Below are 20,731 nucleotides of genomic sequence, written 5' to 3' on the forward strand. Positions count from 1 at the left end.
TTGCCCGGGTTCGGGGGCACGGGCGGCCGACAGGCTGCCGAACGGTGTGCCTTCCGCGGAAACCTGTGGCACGGCGGAATGCCGCAAGCCTAGGTGGATTTCCTCCGGATGAGAACCTTTCGGAGTGGTTCTCGTCCTGGCCCCCCACCGCCAGGACGGCGGGGCGCGCGGGCGTGCTCATACGCGACTGGTTCCGGACCAATGGGCCGCCACCGGAGGTGTCGGTATACCGCTCGCCCAGCTCCTGCCCGCGTTCCTCGCCCCGGCGGCTGGTCAGCGCACGGAGGCGTTCGATCTTATGAGGGGACGATCCCTGCTTCCGCTTCGGTCGTCTCGGCTCCGTTCGGTCACCGGGGGCGGGCAACCCGTGACGGACCGGACGGCTGTCCGGATCACGTGTGATCGTGGCACGCACGGCCAGTCCTCCCGGCATACCCTTCAGAAAGGGGGCGCTGGAAAATTCGGCCGGGGCCCGCGTGGACCCACCGAAGCCGCCCCGCCCCGTCTCCCGGCGTACCGGGCAGCGACGCGTCCGCGTTCTGCCGGCCGCCCGTCAGGAGGACCCTGTGGAGTACGACCCCCTGCCATCCCGGGGCCACGCAGAGGTGCGCATCGTCGCCGCGACCCCGGAGGTCGCCCGGCGCGTGGCCGAGGTCCTCCGTCACTGCTTCGCCTCGACCGAGCAGCGCAGCTATCCCGCAGGGGAAGGCGGAGGCACCCGGCTCCATCTCACCCTCGACACCGCCCGCACCGCGGAACCCGCACGGTCGTGGCTCGCGGCCGGCGAGTCGACGGAGCAGGCGTCGGCACACGCCGATGAGGTGCGACCCGGGCGCGTGCGGTCAGGAGGGTCCGTCGTCCCGGCCTTCCCCACGCGGCCGTCGAAACTTCGGAGAACGACAGACATGACGAAACTGCACGAACGCAAGAACAACCGGAAGGCGGTCCTGCGATCCCTGTACGGGGCTGTGGAGCACAACCGCTCCGAGGTCAGCGGATCGGCGCTCCGTAACGAACTGGGCCTGCCCGACGAGGACCTCTCCGCCGCCTGTGCCTACCTGGCCGACGAGGGCCTGATCAACGTGGACTGGACCTCGCACCGGACCCCGGCCGCCGTGTCGTTGACACACGAGGGCATCCGTCTGATGGAGGAGCGGGAGGAGGAACGGGAGGAGCGGGAGATACAGGAGTAGCGGGGGACACGGCCCCGGGACCGGCCCCGTCCGCTTGTCCGCGATCAGGAGTAGCCTGGCGGCACCGAGAGCTTTTCGCGCAGCGCGGTCGGCGGTGCCGTTCCCGGCGAGTGACGCGACGGGCGGCCGTGCCCCCCCCCACGGCGCCCGGGACGGGACCGCACGATGGGAACCAGCAGAACGCCAGGCGCGAGCGCGTCCGCGGCCGACGCGCACACGTATCGCATGCCCATGCCTCGTCTGACGGTCACCCGGGACATCAGCCACGGTCCGCTGGACGGTGCCTGGTGGCCGCGCTGCGACGCCCTGGAACTCGAATTGCCCTCGCTCGTCGCCGCGTTGGAACCGGAGGCGGACGCCGAGGTACGGGTCACCGTCGACCCCGCCGCATGGCCCGGCGCCCCGCACGCGGTCATGGCACCTGGCCGGGCGATCACCGTCGAGCCGGCCGGTCCCGGGGCCGAGGCGCACGTCATCACCCTGGACTGCGGCACCGTGGGACGCTGGGTGCTCCTGGTGGTCCCGCCCGAGGAGTCCGCGGGAACGGCGGCCCAGCTGCTGGCCGCGGTCGACGACCCCGAGAGCCCGCTGACCGCCGTGCGGATGCTGGAGCTCGCCCGCATCGGCCGCCTTGGAGGCACGGCAGGGAAGACCGGATGAGGGCCGCGCCCCCGGTGGAAGCCGCGGCGTGGCAGGCCGCCCTGCCCCGATCCCCCGCACCGCTCGATCCGTCGGCCGCTCAGGGCGAAGCGCACGCGCTCTTCGAGGAGTGCCGCATCGTCCGCGCGTACGGTGAACTGGACGCTCAGACCGGGGCACCACTGGTCTCCGCCCTGGCCGAGGTCCGCGCGGCTCGGCCCGGACGGTGCTGGTCGTCGTGGACCTGGCCCGGGACGGATGGATCCGCGTCGAGGACGGCGGTGCCCCGTCGTCGACGACCGCGGCTACGCCCTGGGCGTCCTCGCGCTCAGTCCCTGACCTCCGTCCGGACGCCCGGAGTCGTTCCCCTCGCGTTCTCACCCGTCTCTGCGGAGGATTCCATGCGCTGTGTCATCGCCCGTTTCCCCTTCGACCTGACCAAGAGCGAGGTCGAGCAGTCGGTGGACGGCATCACGCCCGAACCCGTCACCGGCGTGTCCGTGACCATCGAGGGTCGGATCTACCCCGTGATGCAGGTCGGGGAAGTGATCACCAGGCAGAACCGCCGGGACTTCACGTCGTTCGAGATGCGCCGCGCCCTGACCCGGCTCGGCTTCACCTGCCACGACGCGCCCCCGGTGGGGCGGCCCCGGGACGCCCGTGCCGACGAGGACGCGCTCGGCTGGTGACGATTTCCGGAGTCACGGCAATTCATGTGCTGTTTTCCGGTTGAAAGGCCGAGGACCAGGCACTCGGTCTGGGAGCGGGCCGGACAGTGAACCCTCTCGTGAGGCCCGACGGTTCGGCAAGAAGCCGTGAGCCGCACGAGAACGGTATGGCCCGCTCCGCCCGGTTGCCGCCGTGACGATGCCCGGCGGCGACCGGCGCGGGCCCGTCCGTACTCCGGGCACTCCGCGTTCCCGAACGCAACCGGTTCGTGGGCGGACGCCGCCGAACCACCGACCGCAGCCCGACCAGGTCCGCGCACGCCTCGCACCACTCCCGCCGACGACTCCGTGCCCACGGCGTGCCCTTAAGGGCGGACACCTACGGTCGCCAGCGGTGCGAACAGGACCTCACAACAGCCTCTCTTGGGCGAGTCCGCGCAGGTCAGAGGGCATAAGTCCGGTCGAGCGCCGTCGCTTCCCAAGCTGAGAGCGCGAGTTCGATTCTCGTCACCCGCTCCAGCAGAAACCCCCAGGTCATGGACCCGGGGGTTCTTTGTTGTCTAGACCGGTGGGCGGGGGCCGTACCACTGGCGCACCATTAGCCCGCTGATGACTCCTGCGTGTGGTGCGGGCGGCCGTCCTTGTGGTGCTTCGCACGCTCGGCGCGGACCATGCTGTCGAGGCCTGCGGCGACCTCCTGTTGCCTGTCGTGGCCGGAGTGCTGGTAGATCATCGCGGCTTTCTCGGAGGACTGGCCGGCGCGGACCATCGTGTTCTTGAGGGTGGCGCCCGAACGGGTCGAGAGCGTGTGACCGGTGTGACGAAGGTCGTAGAAGCGGAAGCCGTCCGGGAGGCCGACGGCGGTGCGCGCCCGGCGCCACTTCCGACCGAAGGACGTGCGCCGGAAAGCCGCTCCCTTCTCGCCGACGAAGAGAAGACCATCGGGCCTCTTCTCGGCGTACCAGTCGAGGTGCCGCCGCAGGTCCTTGTGGAGGAAGGCCGGGAGGGCGACCGAACGGACGCCCGCATCGGTCTTGGTCTCGCCGGGAGCCCGCTTGCCGTTGGTCCGCTCGGGCTCGGCGACACGGACACGGATCAGCAGGTTGTCGAGGTCGACGTCCCGGCGGCGGAGGCCGGCCAGCTCTTCGGGCCGCATCGGTCCGTATGCGCCGAGATAGACCATGAGGCGCCAGCGGATCCCGATCGCGTCGGCGAGGGCGTCGACCTGGGCGACGGTTGCGATACGGCGTTCGGCGGCTGATTCCTTGCCCGCGCCCTTGATACGGCTCGGGTTGCGGCTGATCAGTTCGTCGTCGACCGCGGTTTCCATGATGGCTTTGACGAGGCGGTACGCCTTGGCGACGGTTGTCTTGGCACCGGTTGTGCGGAGCCGATCACTGCGCCACTCACGGACGCGAGGACCGGTGATCTCGTCCAGGTCGAGGGCAGCGAAGGCCGGGAAGATGTGAACCCTGAGGAGGTCTTCGTACAGGTCCACGGTACGGACGGGCAGTTCTCGTTCTTCGACCCACTTCTCGGCGTACGTACGGAAGTTGACTGCTCCCGTGTCGGGGATCCCGCCAGTCACCGCGGGTGAGATCCGCTTCTACCTGGGACAGCCAGATCTCTGCGTCCTTCTTGGTCTCGAAGGTCTCCTCAGCGCGGATGCGTTCACCGTCCGGGCCGAGGTACGAAGCCGTCCAGCGGCCGGAGCGGTACTGACGGACCGCGCCGAAGCGTCTGCGGTTGCCCTTCTTGTTGGCCATCAGGCAGCCCTCCGGGCGCTGGTGCGGCGAAGCCGGATCGGTTCGACGGTCCGGGCGCCGATGTACTCGGTGACCGCGCTCTCGGGGATGCGTACGTGCCGACCGACCTTCACGTACCGGATGCGCCGTTCCTCGATGAGCCGCCGGGGGAAGCGGGTGGTCGTGCCGAGCAGCTCGGCGACCTGGTCGACGGACAGGTAGCGGTCGGTCATGCGGTGGGCTCTCCTTCCGTTCCGAGGGCTGGTTCGAGGGATGCGGCAAGCCAGGTCTCGGCAGAGCTGAGGCCGGTGCCGGCGAAGACCCAGTGCGCGAGGACGTATGTCGTGCCCGGCTGGGGGTTGGTGGCTGTCGCCGCTTGTGCACGGCGCCATTGGGCGCGGGCGTCGCGGAGGACGCCAAGGGTGGTGGAGTAGCGGCGGGATTTGGTGGAGAAGTGGTCGCGGAAGCCGAGCGGATGGGGCAGCGGTGGGTGCGGGCGGCGAGTTCGGCGGCGGCGCGGCTGTCGTAGTCGGCGGAGAAGCCGCAGCGCGGGGCGGTGCAGGCGGCGGTGTGCTTCTCGCGGCTCCGGTCGTCGTAGGCGGTGCCGACCTGGACGGGGCCGATGCGGATCACGTTGCGGAAGCGGCGGTTGGCCGGCAAGAGAGATGTCCTTCCTTTTGATCGCTTGCCTGTTGGGCGTGACGGCGTGTAGATAGGCGGCATGTCACAAGGGGCACGGCGGCTGGCCGCCTTCGGTACGGCCGCGTTGGTACTTGGGCTCGCGTGTGTTGGGGGAAGGTGGTGGGTGGGCGAGTCCTGGGCCACCGTGATCACCACGTGCTCCCTTGAGGTACTGATCATTTCGGCCGTTGTCGGAACGCGGCGGCTGCTGCGGAAGCGATAACCCCCTCACCGGCACGCGCCTCAGAGCTGCGCAGCAACGGCTTCGGCCATGGGTGCTGGGACGCCGAGGCGGGCGCGGAGGGTCGGTGTGTCGATCGGGGTACCGGTGCGGGTGTGGTGTTCGGCGGCGACCTTTCGGGCGTGGTCGACCAGGGCGGCCGGCACCGGGACGGGCGGGTGTTCCGGCAGCGCCTCGGTGGTGGGTTGGACAGGCGGCGGGGCCGGTGTGGCTTCGGGCTCGTGCTCCTGGTCCTCGATGATGTCGGTGCCGATCTCTTCGGTGGCCGCTTTCGGCTCTGAGTGGGCGAGGAGGGTGCCGCCGAGGAAGGCGACGGCGGGCCATCCGGCGACGAGGATCCGTAGCCAGGCGGGGACGTCGTCCAGGTCGAGGAGGCCGGCGGTGGCGACGTTCGCGTCGAGGGACGCGACGAGGGCGATGACGAACCAGCACCAGGCCGCCGCTCTGGCCGTCCCGGAGCGGAGTCGACGCCATGCGGCGACGAGCAGCAGGTCAACGCTGATCGGGTAGGCCCAGGCTTTCCACCCGTCCTGCCCGGCCGCCATGGCTACGTCATGGAGGTGGGCGAAGGACAGCGCGGCAGCAATGAGCGCCTGGACCAACACCGCGTCGACACGGCCGAGGCGGACGCGCACGATCCGGCTCCTTTCGGTTTCGGGCATGGGAGGGGTAGGGACTTGGCGCGAGGCGGTCACGCAGGCCGATGCGAGGAAGGGACGACGGTCAGTCGGTCACCGGACGCGGCCGGACGACCGGGGCCGGAGCCTTCACCGGGTGTACGGGCACGTGAGGCCGGAAGGGCTTGAGCGAAGGCAGGTCGGGCACCAGGTGCGCCGCCTCGCGGCAGGTCTCGGCGGCATCGCCGAGAGAGAGGTCTGGGGTGCGTGAATGCTGGACCGAGGACCTCACCGACGAGACGCAGTGGCCGGCGCTCCGGGCATCCTTCGACGCCTACTCCGCGCCGCAGGCAGACAGGTGGGTCGCCATCGCACTCCGCACCATCTCACCGGCACTCGACCCCGACGCGTCTCAGGAAGCGTGGGAGTGGCTGTACGACGGCCGCATAGCGACGAGGAGAGCTCTCCTGCGAGCCGAGCCCTGCACGGTGACAGTCACCCATGCCAGCACCCGCATCACATGGACGATCCGGCCCGTGATCTTCCTGCCACTGGCACACCGCCAGGGAGCGGAACTCCCGTCCTGCACGCAGGACTTCAAACCGCACACAGCACCTAAGGCACCCCACGCGCCCGTGTCGGATCCCAGCTGATGCCTGACGTTCTGGTCCCAGGTGATGCTTGACGGTGGGTCTAGACAACGTAGAGAGCCCCGTGGGGCTTGTCCGCTTTCGCGTTACGGACCGGGACGTCGGTCGTGTGCCGGATCACCCGGACCTCCCGTCCAGCTCGACGGTGACCGTGGAGTCCGACGCGTGCACGGTCACGGTCTGACCTCCGTAGGGGCGGCCAGACAGCTGATGCTCCGGCCGGCACCGGCTCCGCAGCAGATGTAGCGGTAGAGCAGATGGAGTCAGCCGCGGTATCCGAGCTCGCGCCGCTCTGTCCCCGCGCGTGGGTGAACGAGGTCTCCACCTCGAAGGCCGATTGAGTGACTCGGTCGTCACGTTACCTGTGCGAGCACGTCACCTGTGGTGCGATGCCCGCGTCAAATCCGGTTGGCCGGGCTCGGGCAGTGACGGCCGCCCTGGATCCGTGGACGATTGAAGGGAAGCCCATGGTGCTCCGCGCGCTCGCGGCGGCTGGTGTCGCCACATCATTGTTCGGCTCGTCGGCCTACGGTGCCCCCGCGGCTCCGCCCCCGCCGCCGGGCCGGATCGTCATCGACAGTGTGGCGGCCGACGGTACCGGCTGCCCGCCGGGGACGGCCGCCGTGGCCGTCTCCCCTGACAGCACCGCCTTCACTGTCACCTACAGCAACTACCTCGCCCAGGTGGGGCCCGGCTCGCCGCCGTCCGCCTCCCGGAAGAACTGTCAGCTCAACCTGCGCGTGCACGTCCCCGGTGGCCTCACTTACGCGATCGTGTCCGCCGACTACAGCGGCTTCGCGTCACTGGCCCCGGGTGCGTCCGGGACCCAGCGGGCCAGCTACCACTTCCAGGGCAACGCCACCGTCACCAGGACTCATCGCTTCACCGGCGGGTTCACCAACGACTGGCAGACGACCGACACCGTGCCCGCCGCCGCCCTGGTCTTCGCCCCCTGCGGGCAGGAGCGCAACCTCGACATCAACACCGAACTACAGGTCGACCCCGGCACCTCGAGCCCGAGCGCCACCAGCTTCATGGAGATGGACTCGACGAACGGCACGATCAAAACCGTGTATCACGTGGCTTTGAAGCAGTGTCAGTGATCTCCTGGCGCTGCGATCGGCAGGTGCGTCCAGGCCAACGGCTCTCGTGATCGGTCGTAGCACCATGTAGTGATCACTGGAGGAGGGACGCGCCTGTTGAACAGGGGTAACTCGGCCCACCCGCGCATCTCCCTCTTGCGGCATGCGAACCGCCCGGCCCCCTCCCGCCACGCGCCACAACGAGCGCAAAGAAAAGCCGATCACGCCCACTGTCTGAGGTGTCGTGTGGGTCGGCCCCGCCGGTTCCGTCAACAGGCGGTGGGGCCGAGACGCCTCGGGCGACTCAGGCGAGTTCCAGAAGAACTGACGCCGGATCTGTCAAGAGGGCGTCGGTTGGCTGACACCAGCGGCTGACACCAACAGACCCGGACGGTGCCGACCCACGTCGAACGGCAATGGACGATCAGCCGAGGGGACCGGCCGGTTGACCGACGATGCCGACTCCCCGTGATCGACCTGATAAGGATGAGGCCAGACCGCAAAGCCTTGGCCCAGTACGGGCGCCGTCCTCGCTGTCGGCCGGCGCCCGTCGCCTTGACTCGGTCGTGGCGAGTCCACGGACCGTGCACCTGATGATTGACCGCCCGACGGGCAGTGGCAGCAGATTGAGGAGGCGCCTCTACGAGATCCATCGAGTGGCGCCACCCCTCAGGCACCCCCATTCTGGGCGCGCTCCCGCAGGTAGTTGGCGAGTTCGGGCGGATGAAGTTCCAGCGCTCTCACGGCCGACGCGTCCCACACGACTCGCACCGGTGTGAAGTCGCCTATGTCGGGATCATCGAGCTCAGGACCGCTGCGGCGGCTTGGATCCATGTCCAGCACATCGGCGCGAAAGTAGTGCTGTACGACGGTGACCCTTTCGCCCGGTTCGGTCAAGGTCAGGAACTCGGTCGCAGGGCCAATCGTGGCCCCGATCTCTTCCATCACTTCGCGGCGTAGAGCCGCTTCAAAGTCGGCGTCCTCAGCTTCGACGCCCCCACCGACGGTCGTGTAATAGGCGGCGCCGCCCGGCCATCCTCGGCGCAGGAACACCAACTGGCCGCCGTCGAGCAGAACCGCACGAACATTGTGACGGACCTTCATACGCGCGACGATAGTGCGCCCACCCCCGGCGAGGAGGCCCGAACCGAGCGGATCGGAACGGGCATGGGACCGGTGCACCACTAGCGCACCAGAACGAGCGGGGAACAGCGGGGAACCACGGTGAAAGCCGCCGAGCCCGGCGACGTCGCACCCCAACCATTCGCCCAGGTCAGCGGCCCAAGCGCCCCCCACTGCCCGCAGCTTCCCAAGCTGAGAGCGCGAGTTCGATTCTCGTCTCCCGCTCCACGATTAAGGCCCAGGTCAGAGACCCGGGCCTTTTTGCTGTCCACTGTGAGCAGTTGCCGCGTGCCGGATCCGTGTCAGAACGCTGATCGTCGAGGTCGGGCGGGGTCGGTTCTGGAACGGCAGCAGCTTCCTGGCGAGCCTGTGCGTACGGTCGCGTCGAGTCCGGAAGCAACTTCCTGGTGTCGATCGTCGTCAGAGTGCTGGTAGATCACTCTTTGTGATCGGATCATGACGCGATGTGGTCTTCCTGTCCCTCCTCGGGTCCGTCCGCCGCTCGCCGTCCTGCCGGCGGACTGCGCGCACGGGATGCACACGGGTTGCGCCCTTTCCCCCCGGTGAACCGCTGCGCTGGAGCCTCACCGGTGTCACCGGACGTCTCCCTCTCGTGGGGAACGACACGGGAACTGACAGGGAACGCTTCTTCGGAAGATCGGTGGCGTCCCGAGGGCGGGACGATCACCGAACACAGGGGGTAGAACGATGCGCACGATCACGCTGCGGACGAAAACGGCCGTGATGACGCTGGCCGGCCTGGCGATCCTGACCATCGGAGCGACCGCCCCCGGGCACAGTGCCCGGCCTGCCAAGGCGGACGACCGCGGTCCCGGAGCCGTCGCCACGACGGTCCTGGCGGACGACCGCGGCCCCGGAATCATCGCCACGGCAGCACCTGCCGACGACCGTGGCCCGGGCAACTCCGCAGCCTGACAGCCGGGTTGTCCCTGCACACCCCAGGACGGCGGGCCGTTACAAGCGGCGGCCCGCCTCCGTCACGTCCATCGCGTCGTAAAGTTCCTCGGCTGCCCGGCGGTGGGCCCGGGCTTCCTGGTCGTTGCCCAGTGCCTCGGCCGCTTGGGACATGCCGTGCAGCGCCCGGGCCGTTTCGATGCGGTAGCCCAGGGCGGAGGCCAGGCCGTGGGCGTGGCGGTGGAGGTCCATGGCTCTGGCCGGTTCACCGCGGCGCAGATGGACCAGCGCGACGACATTGGCGACCGCCGCCTGCCGCAAGGGCATACCCCGGGCCGAGACCAGTTCCATGGCATGGTCCGCGTATTCGGCGGCGGTCTGGTCCTGGCCGAGCCGCTGACACAGCTGAGCCCAGTGCGCGTGGACGAAGGCCACGTTGCCGGGCTGGAGAGTCTCGTCGCACAGTTCGAGGGCTTGGGCCAGGCAGGCTCTCGCCCGCTCGTCCTCGCCGAGGCCGAGGTGGGCCAGCGCGAGCCAGGCGAGCGAGGTGATCTCGTTGCCGCGCTCGCCGAGCCGCCGGTTGAGTTCCGTCGCCCGGGCGGCGTGCCGGGCCGCGTCGGCGTACCGGCCGGTCCAGGTCAGTACCGAGCTGAGGTTGGCCAGCGCCTCCGCCTCCATGCGTGCGACGCCGATCTCGCGATGCAGGGCGATGCCCTGTTCCAGATAGGCGCAGGCCCGCTCGAAGTTGCCCAGAGCGCTGTGCAGAAGGCCCAGCACATCGAGGCAGAAGGCCTCCGTGGGCCGGTGGTCGGCGGCCGGCGTCAGGTGCAGTGCCTCCTCGGCGACGACGATGCCGTCCTGGAAGGCGCCGAGCCACCAGTGGGCGATCCCCAGGTTGCCGAGGCTCACCCGCAGCAGCAGCGGATCGCCGAGCACCCGCGCGGAGGCGACCGCCAGTCGGCTGATCGCTCCGAACTCCTCGTGGTGGCCTCGCAGATTGAGGTAGAACATGAAGTTGCGGGCGAGGACGACCGCGTCGCGGTGCAGTCCATGGGCACCCGCCCGCTCCACGACCGCGCGCAGTGCGTCGTGCTCGCGGCCGAACCAGCGCAGCGCCTGCTCGTCGGAGCCCATCTGCGGCAGCCGCCACGGCCGCCGGTCGCCACCGGTGTCGTAGCGCGCCCGCCCGGGGAAGAGCACGTCGCAGGCGGCCTCGCTGGCCGTGACGTAGTACGAGGCCAGGCGCTGGATGGCCGCCCGGCCGTCGTCCTCGTCGCCGCGCAACGCCATCGCGTAGGTGCGCACCAGGTCGTGGAAGCTGTAGAGGCCCATCTCGGGCTGCTCCAGCAGATGGATGTCGAGGAGGTGTTCCAGGGCGTCCTCGGCCTCGTGGACCTCGCCGCCGAGCAGCGCGGCGGCGGAGTGCACATCGAGGATGGAGCCGGGATGCTCGGCCAGCAGCCGGAAAGCGGCGCGCCGGTCCCCCTCCATCGCCTGGTAGGACAGCCGCAGCGTGGCCTCCACACTGCGTTCGCCGGCGCTGAGTTCGAGCAGCCGGCGGGTCTCGTCGGCGAGCCGGTCGACGAGGTACTGGATGGTCCAGCGGGGCCGGTTGCGCAGGCGGGCGGCGGTGATCCGCAGGGCCAGCGGCAGGCCTCCGCAAAGCTGGACCAGCTGAGCGGCGGGCCCGGGCTCGGCGGCGGTGCGTTCCTCTCCCAGGGTGCGGGCCAGCAGGGCGGCGCTGTCGTCCCCGGAGAGCAGTTCCAGGGAGAGCCATTCGGCGCCGTCGAGGTCGAGCATGCGGATGCGGCTGGTGATCAGCACCAGGCAGCCTTCGGAGGCGGGCAGCAGCGGCCGGATCTGTGCGGCGTCCACGGCGTTGTCGAAGACCAGCAGCAGTCGGCGCTGTGCACAGATGTTGAGCCAGAGGGTGATCCTGCTCTCCAGACCATCGGGCATCCGGTCGTCGGGGACGCCCAGGCCGCGCAGCAGGGAGTCGATCACCGTGCCGACCTCCTGCGGCTTCTCGCCGGGGCTGAATCCGCGCAGGTCGACGAAGAGCTGCCCGTCCGGGTAGTCCTCGGCCAGCCGGTGTGCGGCGTGCACGACGAGCGCGGTCTTGCCGCTGCCGCCCATGCCGTCGATGCCGAGGATCCTGGCGGCCCCGTGTCCCGGGGCCCGGCCGGCGGCGACGATCCGGTGCAGCTCCGCCTCCCGCCCGGTGAAGTCCGGCAGGTCGTACGGCAGGGTCCGGGGCGGCTGCTCCAGCTTGGGCGGCAGGTCGTCCTGGGGGACGGGTACTGGTACTCCGCGGGCGGTCACCGACTGCGGTGGCCGGGGCGCCACTTCCGGGCTGTCGCGCAGGATCGCCTCGTACAGCCGGGTGAGTTCGGCGCCCGGATCGATGCCGAGTTCCTCCACGAGCAGATCGCGGACCCGGCCGAACTCCTCCAGGGCCTCCGCCTGCCGGCCCGAGCGGTACAGGGCGAGCATCAGCTGGCCGCGGAGTGTTTCGCGCAGTGGGTGCGAGGCGATCAACTCGCGTAGAGGGCCGACAAGTTCGGCGGCCTCGCCGAGCTGGAGACGCAGCTCGTGGTATTGCTCGGCGACCGCCATGTGCCGCTCTTCCAGGGCGACGGAGGCGGCCGAGATCACCGGGCCGCCCGCGCCGGCGAGGATCGTGCCGCGCCACAGGCCGAGAGCGGCGCGCAGCTCGTCGGCCGCTTCGTGGGCCCGTCCGGCGGCCACCGCCTCCCGGGCGAGTTGCGCGTGCAGGTGGAACAGGTTCAGGTCGAGCTGGTCGTCGTCCAGGACTGCCCGGTAGCCGGTGCCGTCGGTGACGATCAGCTCGGAGCCGTCGGGGATGCGGTTGCGCAGCGCGGCCACCGCCTTGCGGACCTGGTGGGCGGCGGTCTGCGGTGGCTCGTCGTCCCAGGCCGCGGCCACCAGCCGGGACACCGGGACCATCCGGCCCGGTTCCAGCAGCAGGGTGACGAGCACGCGCTCCTGGGTGGGGCTGCCGAGTTTGAGTCGCCGCTCTCCGTGCCAGCCCTCCAGCGATCCCAGAATGTTGAACCTGACGGTAGAACGTTTCTGCTCCTCCAACCGCACGGCCTTTCCCCCCAGCCCCCGTCTTCCGCTCCAACCGGAGAAGATCGAATCCATCCTAGGTCGCGGCGTCGGCAGTTGCAGTGGAAGGTATGTGAGACCAGCCACATCCCGTCCCTCAACGGCAGCCGCCCGCAAGGGCGTTGGCGCTTGCGGGGGAGGCGGCCCGGCGACGGCCGGCCGGGAGCGGCCGTCGCCGGCTTTCGCGGTGCGAGGTCACGGCGTCTCGGCCAGTCGGAAACCGATCGCGTAGATGGGCTTGTCGTACCAGCCGTGCCGCCTGCGGCACCGGGTGAGATCGCCGTAGCGGGTGAAGCTCCCGCCCCGGGCCACCCGGTACGACCCCTGCGTCAGCAACAGGTCGTCGGGCTCGGGGTCACCGCCGGGATAGGGCCGGTAGTCGTCGGCGACGAACTCCTCGACGTTCCCGCCGACATCGTCCAGACCGAACGGGCTGCGCCCCGCGGGGTAGACCCCGACCGGGGTGGTGGTGAGCGGACCGGCCTCCACCGTGTTGGCGCATTCGGGACGGAAAGACCCGCCCCACGGGTACTCGCGGCCGTCACCGCCGGAGGCCGCGTACTCCCACTCGGCCTCCGACGGCAGCCGGAAGCGGCGGCCGGTGCGCCGCGACAGCCAGGCCGCGTATGCGTCGGCGGCCTCCGCCGGAACACCCCACACCGGGTGGTTGGCCAGTTCTCGGGGGTAGACACCGAACGGCCACGACTTCGGCAGCCATGTCTCGTGGGTCTCCTCCAGGAACACGCGGTACTCGCTGTTCGTCACCGGGTAGCGGGCGATGCGGAAGGCGGCGAGGTCGACCTCGTGGGCCGGGCACTCCTTCGCGATCCATTCCTCCACCACGCCGACGTGCCGCCACCGGTCGGTCACCTCGGCCACCCGCTCCGGCGGCAGGCCCACGGTGACCCGGGCGGCCGGCACGTCGATCATCTCCGGGTCGAGGACACGGACGCGCGGGTCACCGAGCAGGCCCAGCACGGTACCGGCCGCGTGCCGCCGGGGGCACGGCTCGTGCGGCGCGGTCGCGACCGCGATCAGGGTGTCGGGGGAAGCGGTCAGCAGGTCGCGGTGCGGACCTATGAACTCGCCGGAGCTGCGCTGCACGAAGGAGTCGGGCAGTCCCATCGCCGCGCGGTCGCCGACCAGGTTCGGATTCACCGGTGACCTCCCGGGATCTCGTGGACGTGTCCGTCGTAGGAACCGGCCAGGAAGACGTCCCGCCGCGGGTCGTGGCACAGCGAGGAGATGCCGGCCGTGGTCGGGCGCAGCACGACCGGCCAGGTCCCGGAGGCGGTGTCGAAGACGGCGACCAGGCCGTTGTAGGAGCCGGTGGCGACGTACCGGCCGTCCGGCGAGGCGGCGACGCACTTCACGGAGTGGTCGTGCGGGGTGGCGTGGGCGCTCGCCGTGGCGCCGTCCCACAGCCGCAGCACCAGGTCACGGCTGACGCTCGCGAAGCGTCCGCCGGGCAGCGCCGCGCAGCCGTTGGCGATCCGGTCGTGGGCGGCGTCGACGCGGGCCACCTCGGTGAAGTCCTCGGTCGAGAACCAGGAGGCCGCCGCGTCCGCGCACACCGCGAAGATCCGGTCCCCGGACACCGCCACGCCCTTGACCGCGCCGGAGTGCAGCGGCAGCGTCGCCTCGTGCTTGACGGCGCCGTCGGGCTGGACGGAGAACACCAGGCCCTCACCGGTGTAGGCGCCGACCACCACGTGCGGCACACCGGCGCGCTCGAAGGCGGCACCGCAGTTGAGCGGCGAGCGGTGCTGGTGCAGCACCTCGCCGGTGAGCGCGTCGAAGACGGTGCCCAGCTGGCCGCCACTGAACACCCGACCGGCGGCCGGGGTGAGGAAGTTGCACAGGCTGCCCGTCTCGGCGGCCGGCACGCCGTCGGCCCGCAGGATGCCGGCGTCGCCGATGGTCAGCCGCCGCCCCTCGTGCACGGCGACGGCGTTCACGCCGTGGGTGGGCTCGACATGGTCGAGGTCCCAGGTGCCGTCGGCGATGCGGTGGATCGCGTACGACGACCCGAACGTGGCGAACGCCAGGGTGTCGCCGTCGAGGAAGGCGCACGAGCGCGGCCACACGTCGGCCGGGAAGGTCGAGGAGGCGATCGGCCGCAGCCCCCCGGTCACGTCCCACACCCGCAGGGTGCGGTCGTAGCTGAGGCTCACCATCCTGCCCTGGGCGAAGTCCAGCACGAGCCGCTTGATGCCCGCCTCGTGCGCGCGGTGGGCGGAGGTGCCGTCGGCGGCGAGGACGACGATCTCGCCCTCGTCGTTGCCCGCGTACACCGTGCCCTCGGGGGTGACGGCGATGGTGTCGGTCTCGACGCCGCCGAGGTCGGTGTCGGACACCAGGCCCCCGGTCCGCAGCGACCAGCGCTTGATGGTGCCGTCGTCGCTGGAGGAGACCAGCTCGTCGCTGTCCGCCGCCCATTCGACGGAGATGACGTCGGCGGTGTGACCGCTGAAGGTGTGCAGCAGGGCGCCGGAGAAGTCGTACACCCGTACCCGGTGGTCGCGGGAGGCGGTGGCGATGAGGGGCTTGGACGGGTGGAAGGCCGACATCTCCACGTCGTCCTCCTGGTCGGACAGCACCGCCAGGAGCCTGAGGTCGGGCACCGACCACAGGCGGGCGGTGTAGTCGCTGGAGGAGGAGACCAGGTGGCGGCCGTCGGGGCTGAAGGAGACCTGGTTGGCGAGATGGTCGTGGACGGCGCGGGCGAGCGCACGCCGGGTGCGCGCGTCCCACAGGACGAGCTGATTGTCGTAGCCGGCGGTGGCCACGAACCTGCCGTCGTGGGCCGCGACTCCGCTGATGGGACCGTTGTGGCGGATCACAGGACAGACACCTCCAGTTCATCGGTGGGGCGTGCGGACGCGGTGGGCAGGGCGTCCGGGACGAGCAGGGTGTGGCCGGCGTGCCGGGCCTTGGCGTCGAGGTAGCGGCCGTTCTCACCGGTCAGATAGACCCCGGTCGGCACGGTCTCGGCGACCTCGATGCCCAGATCGGCCAACTGCCCCGCTTTGTCTGGGTTGTTGGTCAGCAGCCGGATGCGGGTCAGGCCGAGGGCGCGCAGCATCTCGGCGGCCGCGGTGTAGTCGCGTTCGTCCTCGCCGCGGCCCAGCAGCCGGTTGGCCTCGAAGGTGTCGCTGCCGCGGTCCTGCAGGACGTACGCGTCGAGCTTGTTGTACAGACCGATCCCGCGTCCCTCCTGGCGCAGGTACAGCACGGCCCCGCCCTCCCGGGCGATCCGCAGCAGCGCCTCCTCCAGCTGGGGGCCGCAGTCGCAGCGTGCGGAGCCGAACACGTCGCCGGTCAGGCACTCGCTGTGCAGCCGGACGAGGGGGACCGCGTGGCGGGGACCGGGGACGACCACGGCCACGTGTTCTTCGCGGTCCGGCAGGGAGGTGAAGGTGACCAGGTCGGCGGTGCGGTGCCCGGCCCGGTGCAGAGTGACCGGGACGCGGGCGCGGACGGCCGTCCGGCCGGGGTGGCTACCGATGTTGCTGCCGTCGTTCATGCCGGGACGGCCTCCTCTCGGGACGAGGTGTGGGGGGCCCACTGCTGCCAGGTGCGCCACAGCCACAGCAGGCCGGCGAGCTGGAGGCAGCCGAAGGCGAGGAAGGTGGTGGACGCGCCGAGCGCGTCCGCGAGGGCGGGGACGGCGAGCGGTCCGGCGAGGACCGGCAGGCCGAGGACGAGGTCGACGATGCCGCCGACCCGGCCCAGGGCGTCGGCGGGCACGAACTTGAACACCATGAGGTCGCTGGCCACGCCCAGCGCGGCCTGGAAGCCGAACATCACGACCATCGCAGCGACGAACACGCGTACCGAGCCGGACGCCATCAGCAGCAGCGCCCCGCCCATGCCGACGGTGCCGACGAGGACGATCGCGCGGAACGGGAAGGTCTTCCGTTCGGAGACCAGGACGGTGCCGAGGACTCCGGTGATCCGTACGGCCACCAGGACCAGGCCCACCGTGCGCGGCGAGAGGTCCCAGTCGTGCTGGAGCCGGAACAGGGACAGGGTCATCGTGCCGGTCGTGCCGACCAGCAGCATCGGCACGAAGACCAGTACGGCGTGCAGCAGAACGGGCGTCGCCCGCAGCACCCGCAGGCCGTCCACCAGGCCCCGCCCCATCCCGCCTGCTGCCTGCGCGGACTGCTGCTGCCGGGGCGGATGGATGCCCATCAGCCACACGGCGATCGGTGCGAAGAAGGTGACGACGTTGAACCAGAGCAGCCCGGTGTAGCCGACCCACAGCAGCGCGGCGCTGACCAGCAGCGGCCCGACCACGTTGGTGACCGTGTAGAGGCTGCCCAGGCTGGCCCGGGAACGCACCGGGTTGTCCGGGAACATGTGCGCCACGCCCGTCATCCAGCCCATCCGGTAGGCGGCGCCGCCGATCTGCACCAGGGCGCCGAAGACGAACAGTGGCCACAGCGGAGCGTGGGCGGCGAGGCCGGTCAGGTTCAGCGCGATCGCCGCGGCCGCCTGCACCAGCAGCCCCGGCACCACCAGCACCCGCGCGCCGTGCCGGTCGACGACCGCGCCGAGCAGCGGCGCGAGCAGCAGCGTGGCCGGGGTGAGCACGGCCAGCAGGGACATGACGGCGAGGGAACCGGTGCGTTCGTAGACGAACAGCGGGAGCGCGACGGTGTAGACGGCCTCGCCGATGTTGTTGACGACGTTGCCGGTGGCGAAGATCCGGAACCGGCGGTCCCGCCAGGGCGACGGCTTGGACTGCTCGACGGCGGTGGCGCTCACGGCGTGGTCCTCTGCCGGGGCAGAAGCAGGTCGCGCACCCGGGTCAGCGGAGCCTTGCGGTCCTCGCCGGCCGGACGGAAGAGCCGGATCCAGCCGCCCCGGCCGCCGGCGAGCAGCACGTACCCGTCGCCGAACGGCACGGCGGCGAGCGCCTTGGCGAAGTCCGGCAGGTCCTCCATGAGGGCGGCGATCTCCGTGGACTCCCGGTCGTAGGCGGCGAGTTGGGCGCCGTAGGAGACCGCGTAGACGGTGTCGGGCAGCAGGACGCCGTTCTCGACGGTGTTGTCCAGGAGCTCAGTCCAGCGGTGGGTGACCTCGCCGTCGGCGGCGGAGAGGCGCTTGACGCCGTTCTCGCCGCTGATGATCAGGGCGTCGGGGCCGTCGGCCCACATCCGCTTCGGGTACTCCTCGGTGTCGAACTCCCGCAGCACCTCGGTGCCTTCGGCCGCGTAGACGCTGACGAGGCCGGTGCTGGAGGCGACGACCCGTTCGCCGGTGGGCAGATAGCAGCCCGCCCAGGCGGAGGCCCGGCCGATGTCCAGACGTGTGATCAACTCACCGGTCGCCGCGTCCAGTTCATCGATCCCGTCATTGTGGCAGGCGAGCAGCCGGGAGTGGTCGGGGGAGCCGGCGACGGTGTGCGCGAGGGCGTCGAGGCGGTGGCGCCACAGCACCGAGCCGTCACGGTCGGCGCGGAAGACCCACTGGTCGCGGGTGACTCCGGCCCAGCCGCCCGGTAGCGGCACCACGCGCCGGGTGAAGCCCATGCCGTGGGTGTGGTGGGCGCGCAGGTCCAGGCGCGGCTCACCGAGGCCGTCGGGGACGACACAGAGCACGGCCACACCGTCGTCGGTGGCCGCGTACAACTCGGCCGGGTCGTCCACGGAGGGCTGGATGTCCCATACGCACTGGCGCCGGAAGGGGGCACGGGCCAGCGTCCGGGTGCCGTCGGCGGTCAGCCGGCGGATGTCGCCGTCCTGGGTGAGGGTGTAGACGGTGCCGTCGTCGCCGACGGCGAAGTCGGTCAGCTGGTGGGAGAAGCCGCTGACCGTGGACGCCACCTTGAGCTCGGGGGTGGTGTTGTCCAGCAGGTGCAGCACGCCGTCGAAGCCGCCGACGTACACCGTGCGGTGGTCCGGCGAGAACGCCAGGAACTCCACGTCGTCGCGGGCGAGCAGCAACTGCCCGGTGACGTTTCCGCGGGCGTCCAGCGTGAGCACGCCGTTGGCTATGTTGTTGTTCTCGTCGACGCCGTCGTCCTGGGTGGCCCAGAACCGGTCGTGCAGCGGATCGTAGAGGATGCGGTGGATGTTGCCGCCGTCGGCCTGGACGACGGTGGGGAAGTCCAGGGACTCCAGGTCGCCGAGGAAGACCCGGCCGGCCTTGTCGGAGGCCGCGTCGACCTCCGGGTGGTCCTGGCAGAACCACTCCAGCGGGACGTGCCCCGCGAAGTTCGGCTCGATGCGCTCGACGGCGAAGGTCTCGAGGTCCAGGACGGCCATCTGGCGGTAGCCGTTGTTCATGTAGACCTTGCCCTTGTGCACGGTGATGCCGCGGCTCATCACCGGTGAGGGCTCCTCGCCCTCCAGCAGCTCGGCGCGGTTCGCGGTGCGGTCGGCGTCGAGCACGTCGATCAGGTCGAGGGTGTCCAGACGCCAGCGCAGCAGGGTCCCGCGCTTGTCACGGCCCACCACCCAGTCGCCGGCCGCGGTCAGCGTGTACACCGGGGCGTGCCCCGCGGCCACGCTGCCCGTCGGGGGGGTGGAGGACCTGATGACGTGCAGGTTCTCGTCGAGCAGGTGGATGCGGCCCGTGACGTCGGCGGCCAGCAGACCGGCCCCCGGGACGTGCACGATCCGCACGACGCGGTCGGTCAACTCCATTTCAGGCTCCTGTGAGTGGGGTGATGCGGGGGAAAGGCGGTGGCGGGCACCGCGGAGAACGCTGTGCCCGCCACAGAGAAGGGCCTCGCTTACGCGGCCACGGACTTGCGGGAGCTGACGCCCCGGCGAACGGGCTTGCGGATCACGGCTGTACCTCCTTTGCGGGTGTTGACGGGACGGGCGGACGGTGGCCGTCAGGCGGCCACGGACTTGCGGGAGCTGACGCCCCGGCGCACCGGCTTGCGGATCACGGCTGTACCTCCTTCCCGGGGGTCGTGGAGGCGGGAAAGGGCGGCCGTCAGGCGGCCGCGGACTTGCGGGAGCTGACGCCCCGGCGAACCGGCTTGCGGATCATGGTCGTACCTCCTCTCGGGGGTTCGTCCCTGCCGCCGTCTCCCGGCGACACCCCAAAGGTGCCGCCCCGTCTTCCCGAACCGGTCCCGGTCGGTTCCCGCCCGCTCCCGGTCCGCCGCCCGGTGCCGGGAGCGGGCGGGGACACCACCGGTAGGAGCTCCCGCGACGCTCGGCACGAACACGACATGCGAGACGCATGTGACGTACGAGCCTGGAGCCATCAATGACAACGACGCGGACGGCGACGTACCTGGGCGACGCCCGGATCATCCGCACCGGCGAACTGGTCTTCCAGCCCCAGGAGGGGCTGAGCACCACCGTCGCCACGCCCGTGAGCCCCGAGGCCGGGGCCACCTGGGTCACGCTGCACGTGGCCCGCCTCGCACCCGGCGAGACCTGGAGTCCGCCGTCCACCCTGCAGGAGGAGAACACCGCCGTCGTCTTCGCGGGTTCGGGCCGGCTCACCGTGGACGGCGAGAGCCGCCCGGCCCAGCCCGCCTCGGCCGCGTACGCGCCGACCGGCCGCGCCCTGGCCCTCACCGCCGACGACGCGGGCATGACCGTGTACGTGTGGCGGTCCCCGCTGCAGCCGGGCCGCCGCCCCGGCACCGACCCCAAGCTCTTCTCCTCCCTGTGGGACGAGACCACCCGGCTGCAGGGCTTTGCGGGGACCGGACAGATCGCCGCCGAGGGCCGCCGGGCCGCCATGAACTTCGTCTTCTGGCCCGGCTCCGGCAGTTGCCAGCTGTGCCTGCACTGCGGCATCCAGCAGCCCGGCGAGACCTTCAACGTCCATCTGCACCCCGACTCCGACGAGGCGTTCATCGCCTTCGAGGGCGTCGGCCAGATGTACCTCGCCGACCGCTGGGTCGATGTCGCCGCCGGCGACGTGCTGTACGCCGCCCCCGGCGTGCTGCACGGCGCCCGCAACCCGCACACCGGCCCCGAGGCCCGCCGGTTCGTCACCTGCGGCGGCCCCACCCCCTTCGACCCCGCCCTCTACGACGCCGCAGGCGTCTCCACCGAGGTGATCTGACGT

General features: G+C 70.8%; 16 protein-coding genes and 3 pseudogenes. 7 read left to right on the forward strand and 12 right to left on the reverse strand.

From position 1 onward, the window contains the following. Window positions 1-566: 566 nt before the first annotated feature. The 3 genes and pseudogenes from ACFY0K_RS32175 to ACFY0K_RS32185 all read left to right on the forward strand — a co-directional run. Window positions 567-821: pseudogene (locus ACFY0K_RS32175) on the forward strand (hypothetical protein); the annotation flags it as partial. 603 nt (window positions 822-1,424) lie between these two features. Further along, a complete protein-coding gene (locus tag ACFY0K_RS32180) occupies window positions 1,425-1,853 on the forward strand; it encodes a DUF5994 family protein (RefSeq protein WP_390642758.1) in 429 nt (142 codons plus the stop codon). A 380-nt stretch (window positions 1,854-2,233) separates the two neighbouring features. Continuing rightward, entirely contained in the window at window positions 2,234-2,521 is a 288-nt protein-coding gene (locus tag ACFY0K_RS32185) for an SCO5918 family protein (RefSeq protein WP_390642759.1), read from the forward strand. A 577-nt stretch (window positions 2,522-3,098) separates the two neighbouring features. Here the strand turns inward: ACFY0K_RS32185 and ACFY0K_RS32190 are convergent. The 5 genes and pseudogenes from ACFY0K_RS32190 to ACFY0K_RS32210 all read right to left on the reverse strand — a co-directional run bounded on the left by ACFY0K_RS32190 (window position 3,099) and on the right by ACFY0K_RS32210 (window position 5,802). Continuing rightward, a pseudogene (locus tag ACFY0K_RS32190) lies at window positions 3,099-4,266 on the reverse strand (tyrosine-type recombinase/integrase). Beyond that, window positions 4,266-4,478: an excisionase family DNA-binding protein gene (locus tag ACFY0K_RS32195; RefSeq protein ID WP_390643056.1), complete on the reverse strand. Its 213-nt coding sequence runs from the start codon at window positions 4,476-4,478 to the stop codon at window positions 4,266-4,268. Before ACFY0K_RS32195 ends, ACFY0K_RS32190 begins: the two are co-directional and overlap by 1 nt. Beyond that, window positions 4,475-4,807, reverse strand: a complete 333-nt coding sequence (locus tag ACFY0K_RS32200) for a replication initiator (RefSeq protein WP_390643057.1) — start codon at window positions 4,805-4,807, stop codon at window positions 4,475-4,477. The genes ACFY0K_RS32195 and ACFY0K_RS32200 overlap by 4 nt, the downstream gene beginning before the upstream one ends. Further along, a pseudogene (locus tag ACFY0K_RS32205) lies at window positions 4,717-4,905 on the reverse strand (mobile element transfer protein); the annotation flags it as partial. The gene ACFY0K_RS32200 and the pseudogene ACFY0K_RS32205, both read right to left, overlap by 91 nt. A 264-nt stretch (window positions 4,906-5,169) precedes the next feature. Then, window positions 5,170-5,802 (reverse strand): DUF2637 domain-containing protein, encoded by a 633-nt coding sequence (locus tag ACFY0K_RS32210; protein ID WP_390642760.1) that lies wholly within the window; start codon window positions 5,800-5,802, stop codon window positions 5,170-5,172. A 245-nt stretch (window positions 5,803-6,047) separates the two neighbouring features. On the opposite strand from ACFY0K_RS32210, the gene ACFY0K_RS32215 reads away from it, so the two are divergent. Then, a complete protein-coding gene (locus tag ACFY0K_RS32215) occupies window positions 6,048-6,437 on the forward strand; it encodes a hypothetical protein (protein WP_390642761.1) in 390 nt (129 codons plus the stop codon). 467 nt (window positions 6,438-6,904) lie between these two features. Next, window positions 6,905-7,537 carry a DUF4360 domain-containing protein gene (locus ACFY0K_RS32220; RefSeq protein WP_390643058.1) on the forward strand — a complete coding sequence of 211 codons (633 nt, stop codon included), beginning with the start codon at window positions 6,905-6,907 and terminating at the stop codon, window positions 7,535-7,537. A 648-nt stretch (window positions 7,538-8,185) separates the two neighbouring features. On the opposite strand, the gene ACFY0K_RS32225 is transcribed toward ACFY0K_RS32220, so the two are convergent. Then, window positions 8,186-8,620, reverse strand: a complete 435-nt coding sequence (locus ACFY0K_RS32225; RefSeq protein ID WP_390642762.1) for an NUDIX domain-containing protein — start codon at window positions 8,618-8,620, stop codon at window positions 8,186-8,188. A gap of 726 nt (window positions 8,621-9,346) precedes the next feature. Here ACFY0K_RS32225 and ACFY0K_RS32230 point away from each other — a divergent pair. After that, entirely contained in the window at window positions 9,347-9,574 is a 228-nt protein-coding gene (locus tag ACFY0K_RS32230) for a hypothetical protein (RefSeq protein WP_390642763.1), read from the forward strand. A 39-nt stretch (window positions 9,575-9,613) separates the two neighbouring features. Here ACFY0K_RS32230 and ACFY0K_RS32235 read toward each other — a convergent pair whose 3' ends face one another. From ACFY0K_RS32235 to ACFY0K_RS32260, 6 genes are all read right to left on the reverse strand, one after another. Next, the gene (locus ACFY0K_RS32235) at window positions 9,614-12,664 is read right to left on the reverse strand and encodes a BTAD domain-containing putative transcriptional regulator (protein ID WP_390642764.1); all 3,051 of its coding nucleotides are present in this window, start codon (window positions 12,662-12,664) and stop codon (window positions 9,614-9,616) included. Between the two features lie 213 nt (window positions 12,665-12,877). Continuing rightward, complete coding sequence (locus ACFY0K_RS32240) at window positions 12,878-13,840, reverse strand: formylglycine-generating enzyme family protein (RefSeq protein WP_390642765.1); 963 nt, start codon at window positions 13,838-13,840, stop codon at window positions 12,878-12,880. Further along, on the reverse strand, window positions 13,837-15,525 hold the full coding sequence (locus ACFY0K_RS32245; RefSeq protein WP_390642766.1) for a WD40 repeat domain-containing protein: 1,689 nt from the start codon (window positions 15,523-15,525) through the stop codon (window positions 13,837-13,839). Before ACFY0K_RS32245 ends, ACFY0K_RS32240 begins: the two co-directional genes overlap by 4 nt. After that, window positions 15,522-16,208, reverse strand: a complete 687-nt coding sequence (ribA, locus tag ACFY0K_RS32250; RefSeq protein WP_390642767.1) for a GTP cyclohydrolase II — start codon at window positions 16,206-16,208, stop codon at window positions 15,522-15,524. Before ribA ends, ACFY0K_RS32245 begins: the two co-directional genes overlap by 4 nt. Further along, complete coding sequence (locus ACFY0K_RS32255) at window positions 16,205-17,455, reverse strand: MFS transporter (protein ID WP_390642768.1); 1,251 nt, start codon at window positions 17,453-17,455, stop codon at window positions 16,205-16,207. Before ACFY0K_RS32255 ends, ribA begins: the two co-directional genes overlap by 4 nt. Further along, window positions 17,452-19,338 (reverse strand): WD40 repeat domain-containing protein, encoded by a 1,887-nt coding sequence (locus ACFY0K_RS32260; RefSeq protein ID WP_390642769.1) that lies wholly within the window; start codon window positions 19,336-19,338, stop codon window positions 17,452-17,454. The genes ACFY0K_RS32255 and ACFY0K_RS32260 overlap by 4 nt, the downstream gene beginning before the upstream one ends. Before the next feature lie 577 nt (window positions 19,339-19,915). Between ACFY0K_RS32260 and ACFY0K_RS32265 the strand changes: the two genes are divergently transcribed. Next, window positions 19,916-20,728, forward strand: a complete 813-nt coding sequence (locus ACFY0K_RS32265; RefSeq protein ID WP_390642770.1) for a cupin domain-containing protein — start codon at window positions 19,916-19,918, stop codon at window positions 20,726-20,728. The last annotated feature ends 3 nt before the right edge of the window (window positions 20,729-20,731 follow it).

Origin of the sequence: Streptomyces sp. NPDC001507 (assembly GCF_042894765.1) — a bacterium.
In the GTDB taxonomy this organism is placed as follows: Bacteria; Actinomycetota; Actinomycetes; order Streptomycetales; family Streptomycetaceae; genus Streptomyces.

Excerpts from the sequence above, each read along its gene's own strand:
- ACFY0K_RS32230 (WP_390642763.1), top strand. The coding sequence starts at position 9,347 with ATGCGCACGATCACGCTGCGGACGAAAACGGCCGTGATGACGCTGGCC.
- ribA (WP_390642767.1), bottom strand. The coding sequence starts at position 16,208 with ATGAACGACGGCAGCAACATCGGTAGCCACCCCGGCCGGACGGCCGTC.
- ACFY0K_RS32180 (WP_390642758.1), top strand. The coding sequence starts at position 1,425 with ATGCCTCGTCTGACGGTCACCCGGGACATCAGCCACGGTCCGCTGGAC.
- ACFY0K_RS32260 (WP_390642769.1), bottom strand. The coding sequence starts at position 19,338 with ATGGAGTTGACCGACCGCGTCGTGCGGATCGTGCACGTCCCGGGGGCC.
- ACFY0K_RS32195 (WP_390643056.1), bottom strand. The coding sequence starts at position 4,478 with ATGACCGACCGCTACCTGTCCGTCGACCAGGTCGCCGAGCTGCTCGGC.
- ACFY0K_RS32265 (WP_390642770.1), top strand. The coding sequence starts at position 19,916 with ATGACAACGACGCGGACGGCGACGTACCTGGGCGACGCCCGGATCATC.
- ACFY0K_RS32185 (WP_390642759.1), top strand. The coding sequence starts at position 2,234 with ATGCGCTGTGTCATCGCCCGTTTCCCCTTCGACCTGACCAAGAGCGAG.
- ACFY0K_RS32225 (WP_390642762.1), bottom strand. The coding sequence starts at position 8,620 with ATGAAGGTCCGTCACAATGTTCGTGCGGTTCTGCTCGACGGCGGCCAG.